This window comes from Psychrosphaera sp. F3M07 (assembly GCF_018860345.1).
GTDB lineage: Bacteria > Pseudomonadota > Gammaproteobacteria > Enterobacterales > Alteromonadaceae > Psychrosphaera > Psychrosphaera aquimarina.
This window is the reverse complement of sequence record NZ_JAHKPJ010000013.1, coordinates 19,240-35,879: the sequence shown is the minus strand read 5'-3', so window position 1 is coordinate 35,879 and position 16,640 is coordinate 19,240. Positions and strand designations below refer to the sequence as shown.

The 16,640-nt window shown below is 37.2% G+C and carries 16 protein-coding genes; 6 read left to right on the top strand and 10 right to left on the bottom strand.

Annotated features, from left to right (window positions below; translation table 11 throughout):
• Positions 1–260: 260 nt before the first annotated feature.
• On the bottom strand, positions 261–2,660 hold the full coding sequence (locus KO505_RS06350) for a DNA polymerase II (RefSeq protein WP_216054615.1): 2,400 nt from the start codon (positions 2,658–2,660) through the stop codon (positions 261–263).
• A 115-nt stretch (positions 2,661–2,775) separates the two neighbouring features.
• Between KO505_RS06350 and KO505_RS06345 the strand changes: the two genes are divergently transcribed.
• The 5 genes from KO505_RS06345 to KO505_RS06325 all read left to right on the top strand — a co-directional run bounded on the left by KO505_RS06345 (position 2,776) and on the right by KO505_RS06325 (position 5,695).
• Complete coding sequence (locus tag KO505_RS06345) at positions 2,776–3,576, top strand: TSUP family transporter (RefSeq protein ID WP_371819964.1); 801 nt, start codon at positions 2,776–2,778, stop codon at positions 3,574–3,576.
• 53 nt (positions 3,577–3,629) lie between these two features.
• Positions 3,630–4,217 carry a primosomal replication protein PriC gene (gene priC, locus KO505_RS06340; RefSeq protein WP_216054614.1) on the top strand — a complete coding sequence of 196 codons (588 nt, stop codon included), beginning with the start codon at positions 3,630–3,632 and terminating at the stop codon, positions 4,215–4,217.
• A gap of 23 nt (positions 4,218–4,240) precedes the next feature.
• A complete protein-coding gene (locus KO505_RS06335) occupies positions 4,241–5,161 on the top strand; it encodes a histone deacetylase (RefSeq protein ID WP_216054613.1) in 921 nt (306 codons plus the stop codon).
• A gap of 77 nt (positions 5,162–5,238) precedes the next feature.
• Positions 5,239–5,511, top strand: coding sequence for a late competence development ComFB family protein (locus tag KO505_RS06330; RefSeq protein WP_216054612.1), 273 nt, complete (start codon positions 5,239–5,241; stop codon positions 5,509–5,511).
• 1 nt (position 5,512) lies between these two features.
• A complete protein-coding gene (locus KO505_RS06325; RefSeq protein WP_216054611.1) occupies positions 5,513–5,695 on the top strand; it encodes a DUF2496 domain-containing protein in 183 nt (60 codons plus the stop codon).
• A gap of 58 nt (positions 5,696–5,753) precedes the next feature.
• On the opposite strand, the gene KO505_RS06320 is transcribed toward KO505_RS06325, so the two are convergent.
• From KO505_RS06320 to KO505_RS06310, 3 genes are read right to left on the bottom strand one after another with little or no spacing between them, the layout of a single operon-like run.
• Positions 5,754–6,923 (bottom strand): ABC transporter permease, encoded by a 1,170-nt coding sequence (locus tag KO505_RS06320; protein WP_216054610.1) that lies wholly within the window; start codon positions 6,921–6,923, stop codon positions 5,754–5,756.
• A complete protein-coding gene (locus tag KO505_RS06315; RefSeq protein ID WP_216054609.1) occupies positions 6,920–7,654 on the bottom strand; it encodes an ATP-binding cassette domain-containing protein in 735 nt (244 codons plus the stop codon). The genes KO505_RS06320 and KO505_RS06315 overlap by 4 nt, the downstream gene beginning before the upstream one ends.
• Before the next feature lie 13 nt (positions 7,655–7,667).
• Entirely contained in the window at positions 7,668–9,134 is a 1,467-nt protein-coding gene (locus KO505_RS06310) for an alpha/beta fold hydrolase (protein ID WP_216054608.1), read from the bottom strand.
• Positions 9,135–9,349: 215 nt separating this feature from the next.
• Between KO505_RS06310 and KO505_RS06305 the strand changes: the two genes are divergently transcribed.
• Positions 9,350–10,420, top strand: a complete 1,071-nt coding sequence (locus tag KO505_RS06305; protein ID WP_216054607.1) for an ABC transporter substrate-binding protein — start codon at positions 9,350–9,352, stop codon at positions 10,418–10,420.
• A gap of 12 nt (positions 10,421–10,432) precedes the next feature.
• Here the strand turns inward: KO505_RS06305 and KO505_RS06300 are convergent, their stop codons facing one another.
• From KO505_RS06300 to KO505_RS06275, 6 genes are all read right to left on the bottom strand, one after another.
• Positions 10,433–10,678: a hypothetical protein gene (locus KO505_RS06300; RefSeq protein ID WP_216054606.1), complete on the bottom strand. Its 246-nt coding sequence runs from the start codon at positions 10,676–10,678 to the stop codon at positions 10,433–10,435.
• Positions 10,679–10,742: 64 nt separating this feature from the next.
• A complete protein-coding gene (locus tag KO505_RS06295; RefSeq protein ID WP_216054605.1) occupies positions 10,743–11,138 on the bottom strand; it encodes a hypothetical protein in 396 nt (131 codons plus the stop codon).
• 51 nt (positions 11,139–11,189) lie between these two features.
• Entirely contained in the window at positions 11,190–11,561 is a 372-nt protein-coding gene (locus KO505_RS06290) for a hypothetical protein (protein WP_216054604.1), read from the bottom strand.
• 173 nt (positions 11,562–11,734) lie between these two features.
• Entirely contained in the window at positions 11,735–14,911 is a 3,177-nt protein-coding gene (locus tag KO505_RS06285; RefSeq protein ID WP_216054637.1) for a CusA/CzcA family heavy metal efflux RND transporter, read from the bottom strand.
• A 70-nt stretch (positions 14,912–14,981) separates the two neighbouring features.
• Entirely contained in the window at positions 14,982–16,133 is a 1,152-nt protein-coding gene (locus KO505_RS06280) for an efflux RND transporter periplasmic adaptor subunit (RefSeq protein ID WP_216054603.1), read from the bottom strand.
• Positions 16,134–16,194: 61 nt separating this feature from the next.
• Positions 16,195–16,542, bottom strand: coding sequence for a hypothetical protein (locus tag KO505_RS06275; protein ID WP_216054602.1), 348 nt, complete (start codon positions 16,540–16,542; stop codon positions 16,195–16,197).
• Between the last annotated feature and the right edge of the window lie 98 nt (positions 16,543–16,640).

Here is a 16,640-nt window from a genome sequence, read left to right as displayed (position 1 = left end):
TTAAATTCTTTACTTAGAGTAAATACTCTTTATTCATTGACCTGTAGCCAAAGAATAATCGCCACAGAGTCTCCCAAACATATTCAATAATGTCAATTCAATAGATTGCCAAAATTTGTACTTGCAGCATAGTTACGCTGCAAATGACTAAATTTAGTACAATTATACGATGAACGCCCAATAAATGAGGTGAATGACCATTAATACATATCAATATATCGTCTACAAATGTACAAATTTCATCCGTACAAAGCAAAAAACTAAAATAATATGAGTTGTTGGTTAAATATTTTTAACGAGTTTGGGGAATAATTTGCCAATATAGCTTCGGCAATGGGGAAAATTTGCTTCTCAATATAATGTTCATAATTTGGAATTATATTTGATTGAATCACTTGGGGGCCGTTAACTGTAATAATATATTCAATTGAACTGCCTTTTGTATACAATGTTTCTTTATTCTGAGAGTTTGCCAGTCTCGCTGCTTTAATGTGTGGAGGGGTTGTTTTGACATAGCTTTCTAACTTTTGTCTTATCCTCTTTCTGTATATAAGTAGGTGATCCAGTTCTCCTTGTTTCAATTGTGACAATATAGTTGAAATATATTCATCACAATTTAAACCAGCAAACACACGTTTAAATAAATTAGTTTGAAACATTTTGGCTAATTCGGTCCAATCACTTCTTACGGTTTCCATACCTTTAAATATTAACTCAGGTTCCTTACCTAGCTGTTGTTTCATTCCAGCGTATCTTTTTTTAGAACCTGACTCTGATCCTCTAATGGTTGGCATAAAAAACGGAGAAAAATGGGTTTCAAACTCTAACTCCATTTTGTTTTCTAAGTCAAATTCATCCTTTAATTTTTGATCAAACCAATTGTTTAACTCAATGCCCAAACGTTCTGCATGTTCAAAATCAAATTTAGAGTCGTCTAAGCTAACAAATATGGAGTCAGTATCACCATAAATAACCGTTAGACCCTGTTGCTCAAACCATAACTTAGATTGGTGTAATACCCAATGGCCACGCATGGTGATTGAGCTAGCTAATTTAGTATCGTAGAAGCGGCAACCTGAAGAGCCTAATACACCATAAAAGCTATTCATTATAATTTTTATGGCATTAGACAATACTTTATTTTGTTCCGACTTAGCCTGTTCCCTAGCCTGCCATAACTTATCAAGTATCGTCGATAATATGACATTTCCTCGGCTAAATTCTCCGCCCCTAAAACCAGGAATACGTTGGTCTTTGTCTATCGTTTTAGCTTCTAACAAAGCAACAGGGTCAACATTAAAAGTGCGCATTATGCTTGGATACAAACTTTTGAAATCAAATACCAAGATATCCTTGTGAATACCAGGTATTGAATCCATCACAAAGCCACCTGGACTATTCACATAATCTTTAACTGCCACTAGATTTGGAGCGACCCAGCCCTTCCTATGTGCATGGGGCAAGTATAAGTTGGTGAACGCCGCCACTGAACCGCCGACTCTATCTAACTCAACACCCGTTAATTTTGTTCGCGTGATCACAAATTCAATGAGCTTTTCTTTAATAAAGATTTTTGACACTAATATGCAATCTTGTAAATTGTATTTTATTAGTGAACTGGGATCGTTTTTGTACAAGTGTTTAATTTCAGCAAGTTTATCAGTGCCGCTTTCTTGTATAAGCTTTTCTTCGCCAAGGATCTCACTAGCTACATTATTTAATGAAAAACTAGGGAATGAATAGGTAGCGTTTTTCATTACTTCAATCCCATCAAGTATCACTCGCCCAGCTACATAAACTTTATCAGGGTAACGTTGCTCTCCGTCTCGATTGCCATCAATAAACTCTAATTCAGAGCCATCCCGCCCTAACTTTAATTTAATTCCATTACGTTTCGCCGCATTCACTAACACTCGGATATCAAATTTAACAAAGTTCCAACCAATAATTACATCAGGGTCTAGCTCAGCTACTATTTGGTTAAACTTTAATAACAATTCCCATTCACTTTCTAACCAAATTGTATATTCCGGTAGCAGATCAGGTTTTGTAATTTGATATCCATTATATAAAACAATCTCAACCGTTTCGTTATGAAAACCGGCACCATGGCAACCTATTGAGTATAAATAACCATTTTCATCACACTCTATATCTACTGACAATGTCGATAACTTAGGGGAATATTCGCCTTGTTTTATTTTTGCTTGATTAACAATGTTAATTGTTTGTGAGGAGGCATTTAACTGCTTTTGATGGGCAACTCCGGTAAAACACAATTCCCCCTGAATAAATCGTTCCATTAAAAAACGATCTATCGGTTTAATATCGGCTTCTAATAATTCAATGCTGCACTCTTGTGCCAGTTTTCTTAACCTATGATAATCTTTTAATGAATTTGCGTATAAGCCAAACACTTTTTTATCATCAAACGCTTTTAAATCTAGGGGTTTATTCGTTATGTTTAATTGGTTTTGCTGACACAACGTAATTATCGCCGCCTGTTCGGCTTCATAAGCAAAACAAACCGCCTTTTCATTTTCGATAATAAGTTGATGACTACCGGTCTCTGATGTCACCCATAACTCAAAAACACAATGACCATTAAGATCAAATTGTTTACGAGTTAGTAGAAAACCATTTAGTTGTTCTTGGGTCATGTCACTTTTAATTCATATTAATACATTGAGATCACCGCTATAATAGCCGCGAAGCGTAGCTAAGACATCACTAAATTCATGTTAGCTACATAAAATACAATACCACGGAGTTTTTGTGAGCTGGATTACAGAGTTTGCCGAGTTTATAAATTTATCACCTTCCATAATCGGCATTCTGATTTTAACAGCTTTCGCGGCAGGTTATATCGATGCTATTGCTGGCGGTGGCGGATTATTAACTGTCCCGGTTTTGTTATCTTCTGGCATGTCACCGCATGTTGTACTTGGCACAAATAAACTTGCTGCCACGTTTGGTTCATTAATGGCGAGTTATACTTTTTATAAGAGACAATTATTTTCACCGTCATTTTGGAAGTTAAGTTTTATATCAACAGCCGTCGGCGCGATCGCCGGTACCATAATTGTCAGTTTTATCGACGCGAGTAACTTAAATAAAATATTACCCATCTTCATCGGCTTTAGTGCAATTTATGCATTATTTAACCGGGTAAAAGAAGAGGACTCTAATCAACTTCCTACCATTAACTCCACTTTGAAAACCAAACAAATTAGTCAAGGATTAACCTTAGGTTTCTACGACGGATTTGCTGGTCCTGGCACAGGTGCCTTTTGGACTGTGAGTAATTTATTTTTATATCGCCTCAACATTTTACTTGCCTCTGGTGTTGCCAGAACCATGAATTTCATAAGTAATATATTTTCTTTAATTGCTTTCATCTACTTAGGTTATGTTAACTTTACCATTGGATTATTAATGGGTGGCTTTTTAATGTTAGGGTCGTATTCGGGGGCGAGATCCGCCATTAAGTATGGCAACAAGTTTATCCGCCCTGTGTTTACCATCGTTGTATCATGCATGGCGGTTAAACTGGCCTTTGATGCTTGGAGCTTATAAACACCTATGATAATTCAATCGACTTCTGTTTTTATAAATGATACTCAAATACTATGAATGCATTAATCAATCAATTAAACACGCAGTTTCAAATGCTTGAACAATCTATAAAAGGATTAAAACTCAGCTCGAAACAGTGGTTTGCTAATAGCGAAATATTTCGCTCGTCTGGCTTTGCAACACACAGTGACGATATTGATGATTATTTAATTGAGTTAAAAACAACCATTGATAAATTGGCCAGCGTAAACAACGAACAGCATGTAAGTTATTTATCCGAAAGAGTCACTCAACAATTCTCTTGTCTCAAACGATTTGTTAAATCAAACGATATTAACGTAAGAAACAACCAATACAGCAAAGATCGAATACGAAATTTAAACAAAACCAAACAATTTACTTTGCAAGCTTCACAATCAAGCCAAGAGTTATATGCTGAATTATCAAAGTTACAAGAATTTGAACGTCGATTATTAGATAAGGTCAACTTATCACAACAACAATTAACTATGTACAAAGGCATGAGCAATAGGCCTGCGTTACAACAAGAAGTACTCACCAACCAACAAAGGCTTGGACGTTGCCGTCAGGCCTTAAGTAAAGTTGAAGAGTCAATTCAGAAACTAGATAACAATAACTAGCTCAAATTATATAAACGACCAATATGCCATTAACCTCATTGCCTTTAGTATTTCATCCTATTTATAGTCAACTCGACTTGCCTAAGAATCACAGATTTCCAATCCAGAAATATTTAAGTTTAAAAAATGCTGCTATAAATAAGTTTTCATCTAAAGTAAGTGTAAACCTTGTAAAAGCGCCTATTACTAGAGCTAAGCTATTACAAATACATAATGCTAAATACGTTGATGATTTTATTCATAATCAGCTCTCCACTAACGAAATGAAACGAATTGGCTTTCCTTGGTCGGAACAATTTGTACAACGTACCTTAACCGCTGTAGGCGGCACTTTGCAGGCAGCACAATTAGCAACAGAACATGATATTGCTATAAACCTGACTGGTGGGTATCACCATGCTCACCCTGACTTTGGTTCTGGCTTTTGTGTGTTTAATGATTTATCCATTGCCGCCCATACATTAATTGAACAAGGTAAAGCTAACCGCGTACTTATCTTTGATTGTGATGTTCATCAGGGGGACGGAACCGCCACGTGCGTTGAAGACAACCCTAATATATTCAGTTTGTCTATCCATTGTGAAAAGAACTTCCCAGCGAGGAAACAGCAAAGTGACTGGGATATTGGGCTTGAAAAGCATATTGAGGATGAAGCCTATTTAGCTCAAGTCAAAGACGTGTTAACAACCGCGTTTTACTCTTTTAAACCTGACTTTATTATTTATGATGCTGGCGTAGATATTCATGAAGATGATGACTTAGGGTTGTTGAATATAACCACACAAGGGATATATCAAAGAGATTGTTTGGTATTTGACTTAGCAAAACAAAACCATATTCCAATCGTGGCGGTGATTGGTGGCGGCTATCAACGAGATATTAATGCGCTTACCGCAGTGCATTTACAACTTATTAATGCCGCTATTGCCACATTCATTCGGTGATAAATCAGTAATATGCTCTATAATCTCAAATACGGTGCTACTGTCATAAGTAGCGCACATTTTAGATAGGAAAATTTATGCAACTTAATGACGACATACACAATTATTACGAAAAGCTCGTTATCGACTACATCACTTTACATAAATTAGATAAACGTTTTTCAAACGAATTTTTATCGGACTTATGCTGCATCGTTTTAAATCAATTACCTTCAAAGTACATTAGACACGAAGTAGATTTGGCTTTTTATATGCCTGCAGCGGAACGTTTTGAGATGGAAATGAATGTAAAAGAATCTATAGTCAGAGCCTTAGAGTTCATGGAATCACGTGAAGAACGAGAAATATAAATTGAAAGATCAACGCACAACTGAAACGGATGAAGTTACAAAACAATTAGAGTCCGCAGATGAACATATCCAATTAGCGGTTGATTTAATTTACTTGTTAGAATCAAACAAAATTGATCCTAATGTAGTGGTAAAAGCGTTGGATATAGTGAGTGCAGATTTCAATAAAAAATTAAACAAATAAAAAAAGAGCCTATTGGCTCTTTTTTATTAATCTGACCCGTCTTAAAAAAGGGTAATGACTATAAACCCAGTACTACTTTTTCAGATTTTAACGAGTTAGCAATCACTTTAATAATTACTAACGAAGTTATGACCGTCACTACAGAGCCCGCTAATAAAGGCATATAACTATCCAATTCTCCACGAATTAACTGGCTAATCGCCTGCTGTTGCGCAAATATTGGAATATAACTTAACACTTCATTTTTATAATTCACAATCTCAAGCATCATAGGGACTATAATCGGCACCATAACTGTGTATTGAATATAGGATTGTGCTTCTTTAAACGATTTAGCATGAAACGCAGTGGCCAGTTGGAATGCAGCTGCAAACAAGGCTAAAGGCACTAATAATAACCAAATAGTCATACCTAACTGGAAGTCAAAGTTGAATGCCATACCTGCTTTGTGAAGCGGTATAAACGGAATAGCAATGGCGGTGAACACAACACTAAGTGTGGCACCAACAATTCCAAAAAATGCTGTATTCATCGTTTTAGCTAATACTACTTGCATAGTACTGACAGGCTGCATGATCAAAAGCTCTAATGAATTACGCTCACGCTCACCTGCGCTACAATCTATCGCCACATTAGTTGACGATACAAACACAGCAACCATGATCATCACACCTAACATACCCAAAAGTAACGCCGACTTAGACGATGGTGTACTGGTATCATTTTCTTCAATATGAATAGCGCTTAGTAATGAGGGCGACACTCCACGGGCTACAAGTTTCATTGCCACCAATTGACTCTGATAACTATTAATTACATTTTTCACACGCCAAACTTCATCTCTGGCACCTTTTTTAGAGTAATCCGTTAATAATGTTATTGTGGCTTTTTCACCACGATGCATTTTTTCTGCAAAAGAATCTTCAAATGTAATAGTTATTTTTGAATGCTCAACCGTTTCGCCATCCAGTTCAAAATCTTTACCTTTCTCAGGCATATCTGCGTGTAAAATTTTGCCTTGCTCTAATAACTCAACTATATGAGGGGCTTGTTGCTGATTCTCTATAGTTATATATAGTTCATCAACAGACGTAGACTCTTCTAATACAAACGTCATCATTACTGCAAACATAATTGGTGGTAAAAAGGCCCCCAACAAAGCTGCAAATACTGAGCGTTTATCACGGATTGAATCTAAAAATTCTTTAGTAAATAATGTTTTTATCATGCCGCTATCCCTTCGTCGCTACCAATCAATGCTACAAATGCTTCTTCTAATTCAGTTTTTCCAGTACGCTCACATAATTCTTGTGGGGTACCAACTGCTGCAACTTTACCATTAGCAACCACGATAACTTTGTCGCATAACGCGGCGACTTCTTGCATAACATGGGATGAAAATAAGATACATTTACCTTGTTGTTTTAAGTCCAACAATATATCTCTTAAAATACGAGTACTCATAACATCAAGTCCACGAGTAGGCTCATCTAAAATTAAGTTTTGCGGCTGATGTACTAAAGCTTGGGCAATAATCACTTTCATTCTCTGACCTTGTGAAAAACCTTCACAACGTCGGTCGGCTATATCTGCAATATCTAACTTTGATATCACGTCATTTAACGCCTTGTCTTTAGCTTCACCTGTTAGGCCATGTAAACCAGCAAAATAAGCTATTTGTTCACGGGCGGTTAATCTTTCGTACAACCCAAACTTGTCAGGGAATATACCAATTTCTTTACGTGCAAGTTGAGGCGATATCTGACTATCTACGCCATTAATTAGTCCAGTTCCTTGCTCAGCTTTTAACAAGCCATATAACACTCTTAATGCTGTGGTTTTACCCGCACCATTTGGCCCAAGAATACCGGTTATTTGTCCGTCTTCAGCTGAAAAACTTAAATCATCTAACGCTTTCACATCGCCAAAATGTTTGACTAAATTATTTACCTGTAACATTTGATGATCCTTTTTAATGAAGTTGATTTAAGTTAGTGAAAAATAAGTTAGGTACAGGTTTATCTGCACAGATAAAGTCGACACTTTCAAACGTACCACTTTGCATAAATTGTTTAACTGCATCCATGCACATTCTTAAGGACGCCACATGTGAGCCATTTTTAATAACTACGTGTTTTGAATTAGGTAATGTATTGTCTGCCATCTCACCATATGCAGGCGGCGTAACAGGGTCATATTTCCCAGAGAATAATAATACTGGTACATCGACAGTTACTGGCTCAGCAAAGTCCGCAGGTGCTTGCCACTTCGGCCAAAATTTACATATATCAGTAAAGTTAGTAAACCCTAACTCACCATTAAAGTAGTTGTCCGCATCTTTACTAAAGTCAGACTCAACAGCTCGGGGCATATCTTCATTACAAATAATATTCATTGTGAGACCGGTATATAAACTTCCAGGTGTGTGTTCAGTACTATTAACTTGGCTCATCAAAGCCGCTAATGGACGGAAATCCCCTTGCGCAGATGCATTTACGATATAAGGCAATAATTGACGTGAAGATAAAGCATATAAAGTGGTTCTTAATGTTTCTGTCACTTTACTTTTTGTAAGAATTATATCGATTTTTTTGCCCGTAATTGGATGATACATAGATTGTGTTATTGGCTTTTCTAACTGCGCTAACAAGGTTAAATAATCTTGTTTTAAGTTAGGGTAAGATTCATTGCAATACTTGTGTGCTTTACAATCTTCAACTAAAAAATCGAATGCTCGTTCTGATGATTTACCAAAAAAACCGACGATCATTTCCATCGGGGCATTGCTATCTAATGTCGCTGTTTGAATCGACTCTGGATGGTTCTTTAAATAAGCAAAACCAGCTCTTGTTCCATAAGAACCACCAAATATATGAACCTTTTGATAACCTAACGCTTGGCGTACCGCTTCAAAATCTTCGATTGACTGGTAAGTGTTATAACTTGGTAAGTGATGATCAGCAAAACTGGTTAAACAGTCTTTTACTTCTTGCTCAATATCAACGTCGTTACTATCAATGACTAAAGGGTCAATGTATTCCTGAGCGTCACACAGCAACCCATTAGATTGACCGGTTCCACGTTGGTCTATCAAAATAATGTCATGTTCTTGTCTAATTTCTGTCAGTGGATTATTTAACATTCCCGCTAACTCAGTAGCTGCTTGACCTGGGCCGCCAGCTAAGAACATCATTGGTAGTTCTTTACTTTGTTCTTTAAACTTAGGCAATACCACCACATTCAAAGAGAGCGTATTGGCTTCGGAAATATCTAATGCTGGATTTTCAGCAACATCAAGTTTGCCACATAAAGCTTTACTCTTAACCCCTGAAACAAAACACGCTTCAAGTTTGAGTTCAGACGCTGTAACTAAGTTCGGCATAAATAGCCCAACCGCTACAAATAAAGTGAGTAACTGTTGTTTCACATTAAACTCCATGTTTTTTTCTTCTCTGTTACAAGAAGCATAAAATAATTAGTCTGAAACTCTAACTTGAACAACTAACAATGTAAAAATAAAATCACAAGTTATTAAAAATAAACGCGATTTTTGTACATTAAATGTTAACTATTCAAGTTTGGAAATCTATTCCCTTTAACCATCACCTCAACTCATTTATACTTTAGAAAAATCACTTCAAGTAAAACAAAAATATGAATCAAGTTCTTTGCCGCTATTCTGTTATTTTTATTTTTGTATTCTTACCTAGCTTCAGCTCTATTGCGGCACTAAACATTGTATTCCTTAACCCTGGTCACCCTGATGAAAATGCGACTGGGAGTTTTTGGTCCAAAGTTACAACATTTATGGATGCAGCGGCACAAGACTTAAATATTAAGCTAACCACAGTCCATGCCAATAGAGATCATATCTTAATGAAATCTCTAGCCACTACTATTATAAAATTAGATCCGGATTATGTTGTACTGGTTAACGAAAAAGGCATCGCTGTTGACATCATTAAGACGTTAGCCCCGCATAACATTCCAATATTTATGCTACTAAACACCCTAAATAACAAAGATCTATCAAAGTTAACTGAACAACAAAAAAGCCTAATTAAAGGCAGTGTTACTCCAAACAATTCAATTGCTGGAGAACAACTATTAGAAGGTTTATTTAATATATTCCACCAGCAAGTCACGACAACTACTCCACCTAAATTATTAGCCCTACAAGGTGATTACACAACGCCAGCGTCGTTACAACGAGAACAAGGTTTTCATCAGGCATTACAAAAAAACAAAGCTCAGTTAATTGACAGTAGTGTCAGCAATTGGTCTAAAGAAATGGCTTATTACAAAACCAAAGGTATTTTATGGCACGCTCAAATCAATATCATTTGGGCTGCTAATGATGCTATGGCATTTGGAGCTAAAAAGGCCGTAACCGATGCTAAAATCAATTACCCTGTAATTATTGGTGGGATTAATTGGGACTTCGACGAACCAGAGTACCCTGTCGACTTATCCCTTGGAGGCCATGTAACACTGGGCGCCATGGCATTAGTGATGATAAACGATATCGCAAACAATCAATTAAATCAGGAAAAAACAGTCCAACAGATAAATATTTTCGAGTCCAGTTTAAGCCCTCATTATAAAGGATTTAAACAGCTTATGACTCAAGGTAAAATAAATCAGATTGATTTTTCTCGCTTTAGTCAAACGCATAAAAATCCATTAACGTTTTCTATCGAAAACCTAATTAAAGCAATGCATTAACATACCTACGGCTTACTTTTTATTCTTCCCGTTTACCATATGACAATACCATTTGATAATGCCATTTTGCATTTCATCAAAGGTAAATAAACAAATAGCAAAAAGTACTAATACCGCTAAAGAAAATTTTTCAAAAGCAAAAACATTAGCTTTAGTAGCGTCAACATCAACTAACTCTAATATGGTAATGGTTAAGATCACCGAAATTAAATACTTGATAAATGAACGAAAGAATTGATTGGATTTTTTATATTCCATTGTTAAAACCTATGTAACTTCAAACCCTTTTTGGCTTTTATTGGGTCTTAGTAATAGATTGATATTAGATTGTCGTTTTATTCGGTTGAGCACTCACACACTCAATCTCACGTATACCAAGAGCGGTATCATCTACCTGAGAAAAACCAAGTGCCTTGGCTTTTTCTACATTGGCTATATCTATGACAAATAAATGAACTTGCCCTGTTTGTCCACCGCAAACACTCGCGTACATTCTACCGGTTAATACCCCACAACTCTGCGACATAACGTCAATGCCAGCCGCTAATAAATCACGTTTAGTCGTATTTATCGGCAAAGCGTTATCCTGACATTGGGTTTTGCCATTTGAGATAAAAACGGTGGCTTTTTTCTGCTCCTTAGTGACTGGAACGTCAGTGATACAAGCACAAGCGGCCAACGAAATAAGTATGAAAAAAATAACAGCTATACGGCTCATGTTTATATCCAAAACAATGTTAAGTAATAAGGTGTAGTGAAGAAAATACACTCACTCAGTTTCATTTAGCCAGTTTAATGCAATATAGATGTCATTAAACAACTTAGTCTTATGACCAAGTATTGTAGCTTGTTCTATGACGGTATTATTAATAAGTTGTTCTGGTTTTACTAACACAGCAACGCGAGCGCCTTCAAGTTCTTCTCTCGAGGCAATATAGTTAGCAAACAAGGTTTGTTCAACTTCACTCATGACTTCCGTTACCTCTTGAGCGTCAATCAGTATTTTTATACAGCTTTCTAACGCTTTGTATTCAACACAGATTTGTTCAACACAATTAACGCGTTCATCTAATGTTACGTCACCTCGATAAGACACTTTGATAATATCAGTGCCTTCTATCAATTCTATTTTGGAATCCATATCATCCCCATAGGTGAGTGTTATATTTTATTTAATAATGACAATAACTTATCAGTTGTTTAAATGACAAACAACACTAAATTATTAGCTTAGAAATTTGAACTAGCGTTAACAATCAAACTCAAACTTTCTGATTGTTAACGCTAAAATCAATGGACAAAATACGGTTAATGTTAATGGCTAGATAAGTGGTGCAGTGAGTTAACTTTTTGTTTTGAAAACCCATTGTACAAAACAGGTAATACAAACAGAGTTAATAAGGTTGCAGTAACTAATCCGCCAACAATAACCGTAGCAAGGGGTCTTTGTATTTCAGCGCCAACACCATCCGACATTAACATTGGAATTAAGCCCAATGCTGATGTAATAGCGGTCATCAATACAGGTCTTAACCTGGAAGTTGCGCCTTCAAAAACAGCTTTGCTACTGTCTAATCCATCGGCTATGCGTTGGTTTATGCTCTCTACCATTACCACGCCATTTAATACCGCCACGCCAAATAAAGTAATAAATCCTATGGCACTAGGCACTGACAAATACTGATCTGTCATATACAGCGCAAATACTCCTCCAATCACAGCCAATGGCACATTCACTAATATCAATAACGCTTGTCCCACCGAGCCAAAAGCAAAATAAAGCAATAAGGCGATTAACGCTAATGAAATAGGCACAACAATAGAGAGTCGTTTTTGAGCTCGCTGTTGGTTTTCAAACTGACCACCAATATCAACTGAATAACCTGCAGGCAAAGCTACCTCTTTACTGATCTGAGCCTCAATATCAGCTACTACGCTGCCCATATCTCGACCTTGCACATTAGCTTGGATTACTACTCTGCGTTGTACATCATCCCTTCTTACTTGTGGTGCACCTGACTGATAAGAAACACTGGCAACATCGCCTAATCTTACCCACGCACCACTTGGTGATCTCAAGCGAATATCAGAGATGGCTTCTATATTATTACGGTAGTTATCCTGTAAACGCACATAAATGTCATAACGTTCATTACCGTTAATAATTTGTCCTGCAGCAACACCTCCAATCCCATCTTTGACTAAGTTCATTATGTCGCCCACCGCTAAACCAAACCTTGAAAGCTCTTGTCTATTGGGTTCAATAACCAGCTGGGCTTCACCGGTTATTTGTTCCATAGCGACATCTCTTGTACCTTCAATTGTTTTTATTAGGCTTTCTATCTCTTTACCTTTTGCCGCTAATACATCTAGTTCAGGGCCAAATAACTTAATGGCAAGTTGTGCTTTTACACCTGACAATAGCTCATCAACACGAGTGGCAATAGGTTGTGAAAAGTTTAATAACAAACCAGGATATTGTTCTAAACTGCGCTCCATTAAATCTTGAAGTTCATAACGATTATTGGCACTTGTCCACTCCGATCCTGGTTTCAAGCCTATGTATATCTCAATGTTGTTTACAGGTTCTGGATCACCACCAATTTCTGGACGACCAATGCGGCTTAACGCATAAGTCACCTCCGGAAACATCATTAGTTTTTGCTCTAAAATCGGAGCCACCGACAAGGCGGTTTCTAAACTAGCAGAAGGGGCTAGTGTGACTCTTAAATTAATAGTGCCCTCTTCTAACTCTGGTACAAATTCAGTGCCTATATATGGAATGACCATGATTGCAAATATCACTAACAAAATTGATATCAACATCACTTTTTTAGTATGCAGTAATGCTACCTTTAGCGTTGTTTTATAAAGTCTATCAAGTGGCTTCAAAACCAAACTTTCACGTGGTTTTACGCCGTTTTTAAACATATACGCAGCCAAAGCAGGCACCACAATCAAAGCAACAATAATGGCAGAAACCACCGCTAAAATAATACTAATTGCCATAGGTTGAAACAACTTAGCTTCCACGCCCTCAAAGCTAAATAAAGGCGCAAAAACCACTAAAATAATAGAGGCTGCAAAAAATACTGACCTTGCCACTTCTTTACCGGCTTGTTTTAACCTTGCTTCTATTCCTGAAGTTTTGCTGTTTATACTTTTTTCTTTAAGAGCTTTTGTTTCTTCAAGTGCAAGCTGTTTAAACATGTTCTCAACCATCACTACAGAACCATCCACCAGCATACCTATCGCAACTGTGATGCCACCTAGCGACATTAAGTTAGCGGAAATCCCCCACCAAGCCATGACCATTAAAGCAATGGCGATTGAAATAGGAATAGAGACCAATACCAATAATGTTGCCCTTAAGTTCATTAAAAACAGAGCTAACACAATAAAGATAAAGATAAATGCCAACGTCAATGCTTCAACAACCGTATTAACCGCTTGCTCTATCAAGTCCGATTGATCATACAAAGCCTCAAATCGCACACCTTTCGGCAGTGCTTGTTGAATTAACGGTAACTTGGCATTTAGGCCACCAATAGTCGCGTTAGTATTTGACCCCATACGTTTAAGAACTATGCCTGATACCACTTCGCCATACGATTTAACTTCATTGTTATCTGATCGTTGCGTTAACGTCACAGCGCCTTGTCTTATCTCACTGCCAATCTGTACTTTGGCCACATCTGATAAAGTTACCACTGCGCCATTTACGCTTTTAACAGGTACTTGGTTAATCTCGCTTATGCCTTGATTGCCACTTTTAAACCAACCTGTGCCCCGTATAACCAATTGCTCTTGTCCACGGTTCATATACCAACCACCAACATTGGCATTGTTTACTTCCAGAGCTTGCACAATATCGCTTTGGGTTAATTCATAAGACAGTAACTTGGTGGGATCTAAATTCACTTGGTATTGTTTAACATGACCACCAAATGAGAGTACGTCTGTCACCCCATCCACCGGCATGATCAACAACTTCACTATCCAGTCGTTCAAACTTCTTAAACTCATTGAGTCATATTCGGAGTTTTCGTCGGCAATCAACAAATACTGAAATACTTGTCCTAAGCCAGAAGTATTTGGCCCCATTTCAGGAGTACCAACCCCTTCAGGGATTAACTCTTTGGCAGCTTGTAGTCGTTCAAAAACAAGCTGGCGAGCAAAGTAAATATCAGTACCCTCTTTAAAGACCACAGTTACACCAGACAAACCAGTTTTTGATATTGACCTTACTTGCTCAACATCTGGCAGTGCATACATTACAGCTTCAATGGGATACGTTATTAGTTGCTCTACTTCTTCAGCGGCTAACCCAGGCGCTTCGGTATTCACCGCCACTTGAATATTAGTCACATCTGGAAATGCATCTAAGTTCAATTTAGGTATGGTCATAACGGCAATGGCCATTGTTATGACAAGTGCAAGAACAACTAGAAACCGATTATCAATAGACCAATCTATGATCTCGTTAAAAATAGAGTTATTAAAAACAGCTTGTTCGGATTCTGCTTTGTTAAAATTAGTTTTATTAGACATAACAGACTCCTTAATGGTTATGCGGATCAAATCCGCCTTTGGCTTTTTCTGAGGCAACAAAAAATGCCCCTTGAGTCACAACGCGAGTGCCACTTATCAGTCCTTTAATCTCTCTTAAGTCACCCAACGCTCGACCAAGCTCTACTTCTACCGCATTAAATTCACCGGGATGATCTTCAACAAAAACAATCCAATCTCCATCAGCACCACGTACCAAAGCTTCTTCTGGCACCGCCATTACTTTATTGGTGGTGGCAAATTGAAAGTTTATTTTGACAAACATGCCTGAGTGCAAACTATCTTCATGGTTATCTACCGACAAGCGTATGGTTCTTGTGCGGGTAATGGGATCTATGGTGTGAGCTTCTTGAATGACTTTGGCTGTGTAATCTTGATTACCCAAAGAAACAACCGCTGGAGAATTAATGGAGACATTAAGTTTTTTGTTAGGAGATACTTTCGCTTCTACCCATAAGTCATCTTCATCGGCTAACAGCATAACGACATCACCTACCGCCACACGTTGACCTTGGTAAAAGTCATCTTGCAAAACCACACCCGCACTTTGAGCAACCAACGAATATTGACCAAATAATCGAGTATCTATATTGGTAATATCTTTAATCGTTTGCTCAGTTAAACCAAATGCGATGAGCTTGCCATAAGCTGCATTAAAGGTAGTTTCAACCAAGACTAATTGGCTTTCGCTCACTGTTTGGCTATCTAGTTTTTGCAGGCGATGCCATTCAGTAGACGCTATTAAATAATCGGCTTGTGCTTGTGCCATTGACTCGCTAAACAAGGTGACGAGTTTCTGCCCAACTTCAACATGTTCACCTAATATGGCATGTCTGTTGATAATGACGGATTCAGTCCGAGGTGAAACAACATAACTTTTATAACCGTTCGCTTTCACTTCACCTGGCGCGTAAATCGTACTGTATTGTATTTTTGAAATAACAGGTTTGACCTTAATACCTGCAATCTTCATTTGAGCAGCACTTAAGTTAATCCCCTCTTCATGATCAGTTTCATTCTCTTGGGCATTCTCTTGCTCAAGCAAAGCGAACTTAGACGCAGCGGCTAATGGAGCTGTGATCATAAAAGTCACAGCCATAAAGACACACAGGAACAAACCTGTATTGTTTTTTAATGTATACATAAAATCTCTTAATTATTTATTTTAATGGCGAGCCAAAAGGCTCAAGTATTTGATAAATAAATTAAGATCTAGGTGGTCTAAAGGAAGCTTCGAAAACTTCGCTATAAGCTGAATTTTGATATGGGATAAATTGAATATTAACGGCTGAAATTGGCGTTATGACACTTTTCACTAATATCCAAGACAAATGAGTACCAGTGCAATGCCCACAATGATGACAGTCGGATATATTATGTTCTTGTTGTATCACACTGCTATTTTTTAACTGTAAATCATCACTATGATTATGTTCACTTTGAATATGCTGTATATCAAGTTGATGATCATTGCTTGGCGCAGCAATAGCCGTAAACGATTGTATTACAATCGAAATAACTAAAATTATGCTAACAACAAACTTGTCGAACAAGATAAACTACCAAAGCTGATTTAAGATCTGACCTCAGTATTTCAAATATCCTAATTAGGGTCAAAGCTTATCAGCATTATCGAAGTATATTTTTTAAG

Coding starts and splice junctions, on each gene's coding strand:
- KO505_RS06350 (WP_216054615.1), bottom strand. CDS start 2,660: ATGACCCAAGAACAACTAAATGGTTTTCTACTAACTCGTAAACAATTT.
- priC (WP_216054614.1), top strand. CDS start 3,630: ATGAATGCATTAATCAATCAATTAAACACGCAGTTTCAAATGCTTGAA.
- KO505_RS06335 (WP_216054613.1), top strand. CDS start 4,241: ATGCCATTAACCTCATTGCCTTTAGTATTTCATCCTATTTATAGTCAA.
- KO505_RS06330 (WP_216054612.1), top strand. CDS start 5,239: ATGCAACTTAATGACGACATACACAATTATTACGAAAAGCTCGTTATC.
- KO505_RS06320 (WP_216054610.1), bottom strand. CDS start 6,923: ATGATAAAAACATTATTTACTAAAGAATTTTTAGATTCAATCCGTGAT.
- KO505_RS06315 (WP_216054609.1), bottom strand. CDS start 7,654: ATGTTACAGGTAAATAATTTAGTCAAACATTTTGGCGATGTGAAAGCG.
- KO505_RS06310 (WP_216054608.1), bottom strand. CDS start 9,134: ATGGAGTTTAATGTGAAACAACAGTTACTCACTTTATTTGTAGCGGTT.
- KO505_RS06305 (WP_216054607.1), top strand. CDS start 9,350: ATGAATCAAGTTCTTTGCCGCTATTCTGTTATTTTTATTTTTGTATTC.
- KO505_RS06300 (WP_216054606.1), bottom strand. CDS start 10,678: ATGGAATATAAAAAATCCAATCAATTCTTTCGTTCATTTATCAAGTAT.
- KO505_RS06295 (WP_216054605.1), bottom strand. CDS start 11,138: ATGAGCCGTATAGCTGTTATTTTTTTCATACTTATTTCGTTGGCCGCT.
- KO505_RS06290 (WP_216054604.1), bottom strand. CDS start 11,561: ATGGATTCCAAAATAGAATTGATAGAAGGCACTGATATTATCAAAGTG.
- KO505_RS06280 (WP_216054603.1), bottom strand. CDS start 16,133: ATGTATACATTAAAAAACAATACAGGTTTGTTCCTGTGTGTCTTTATG.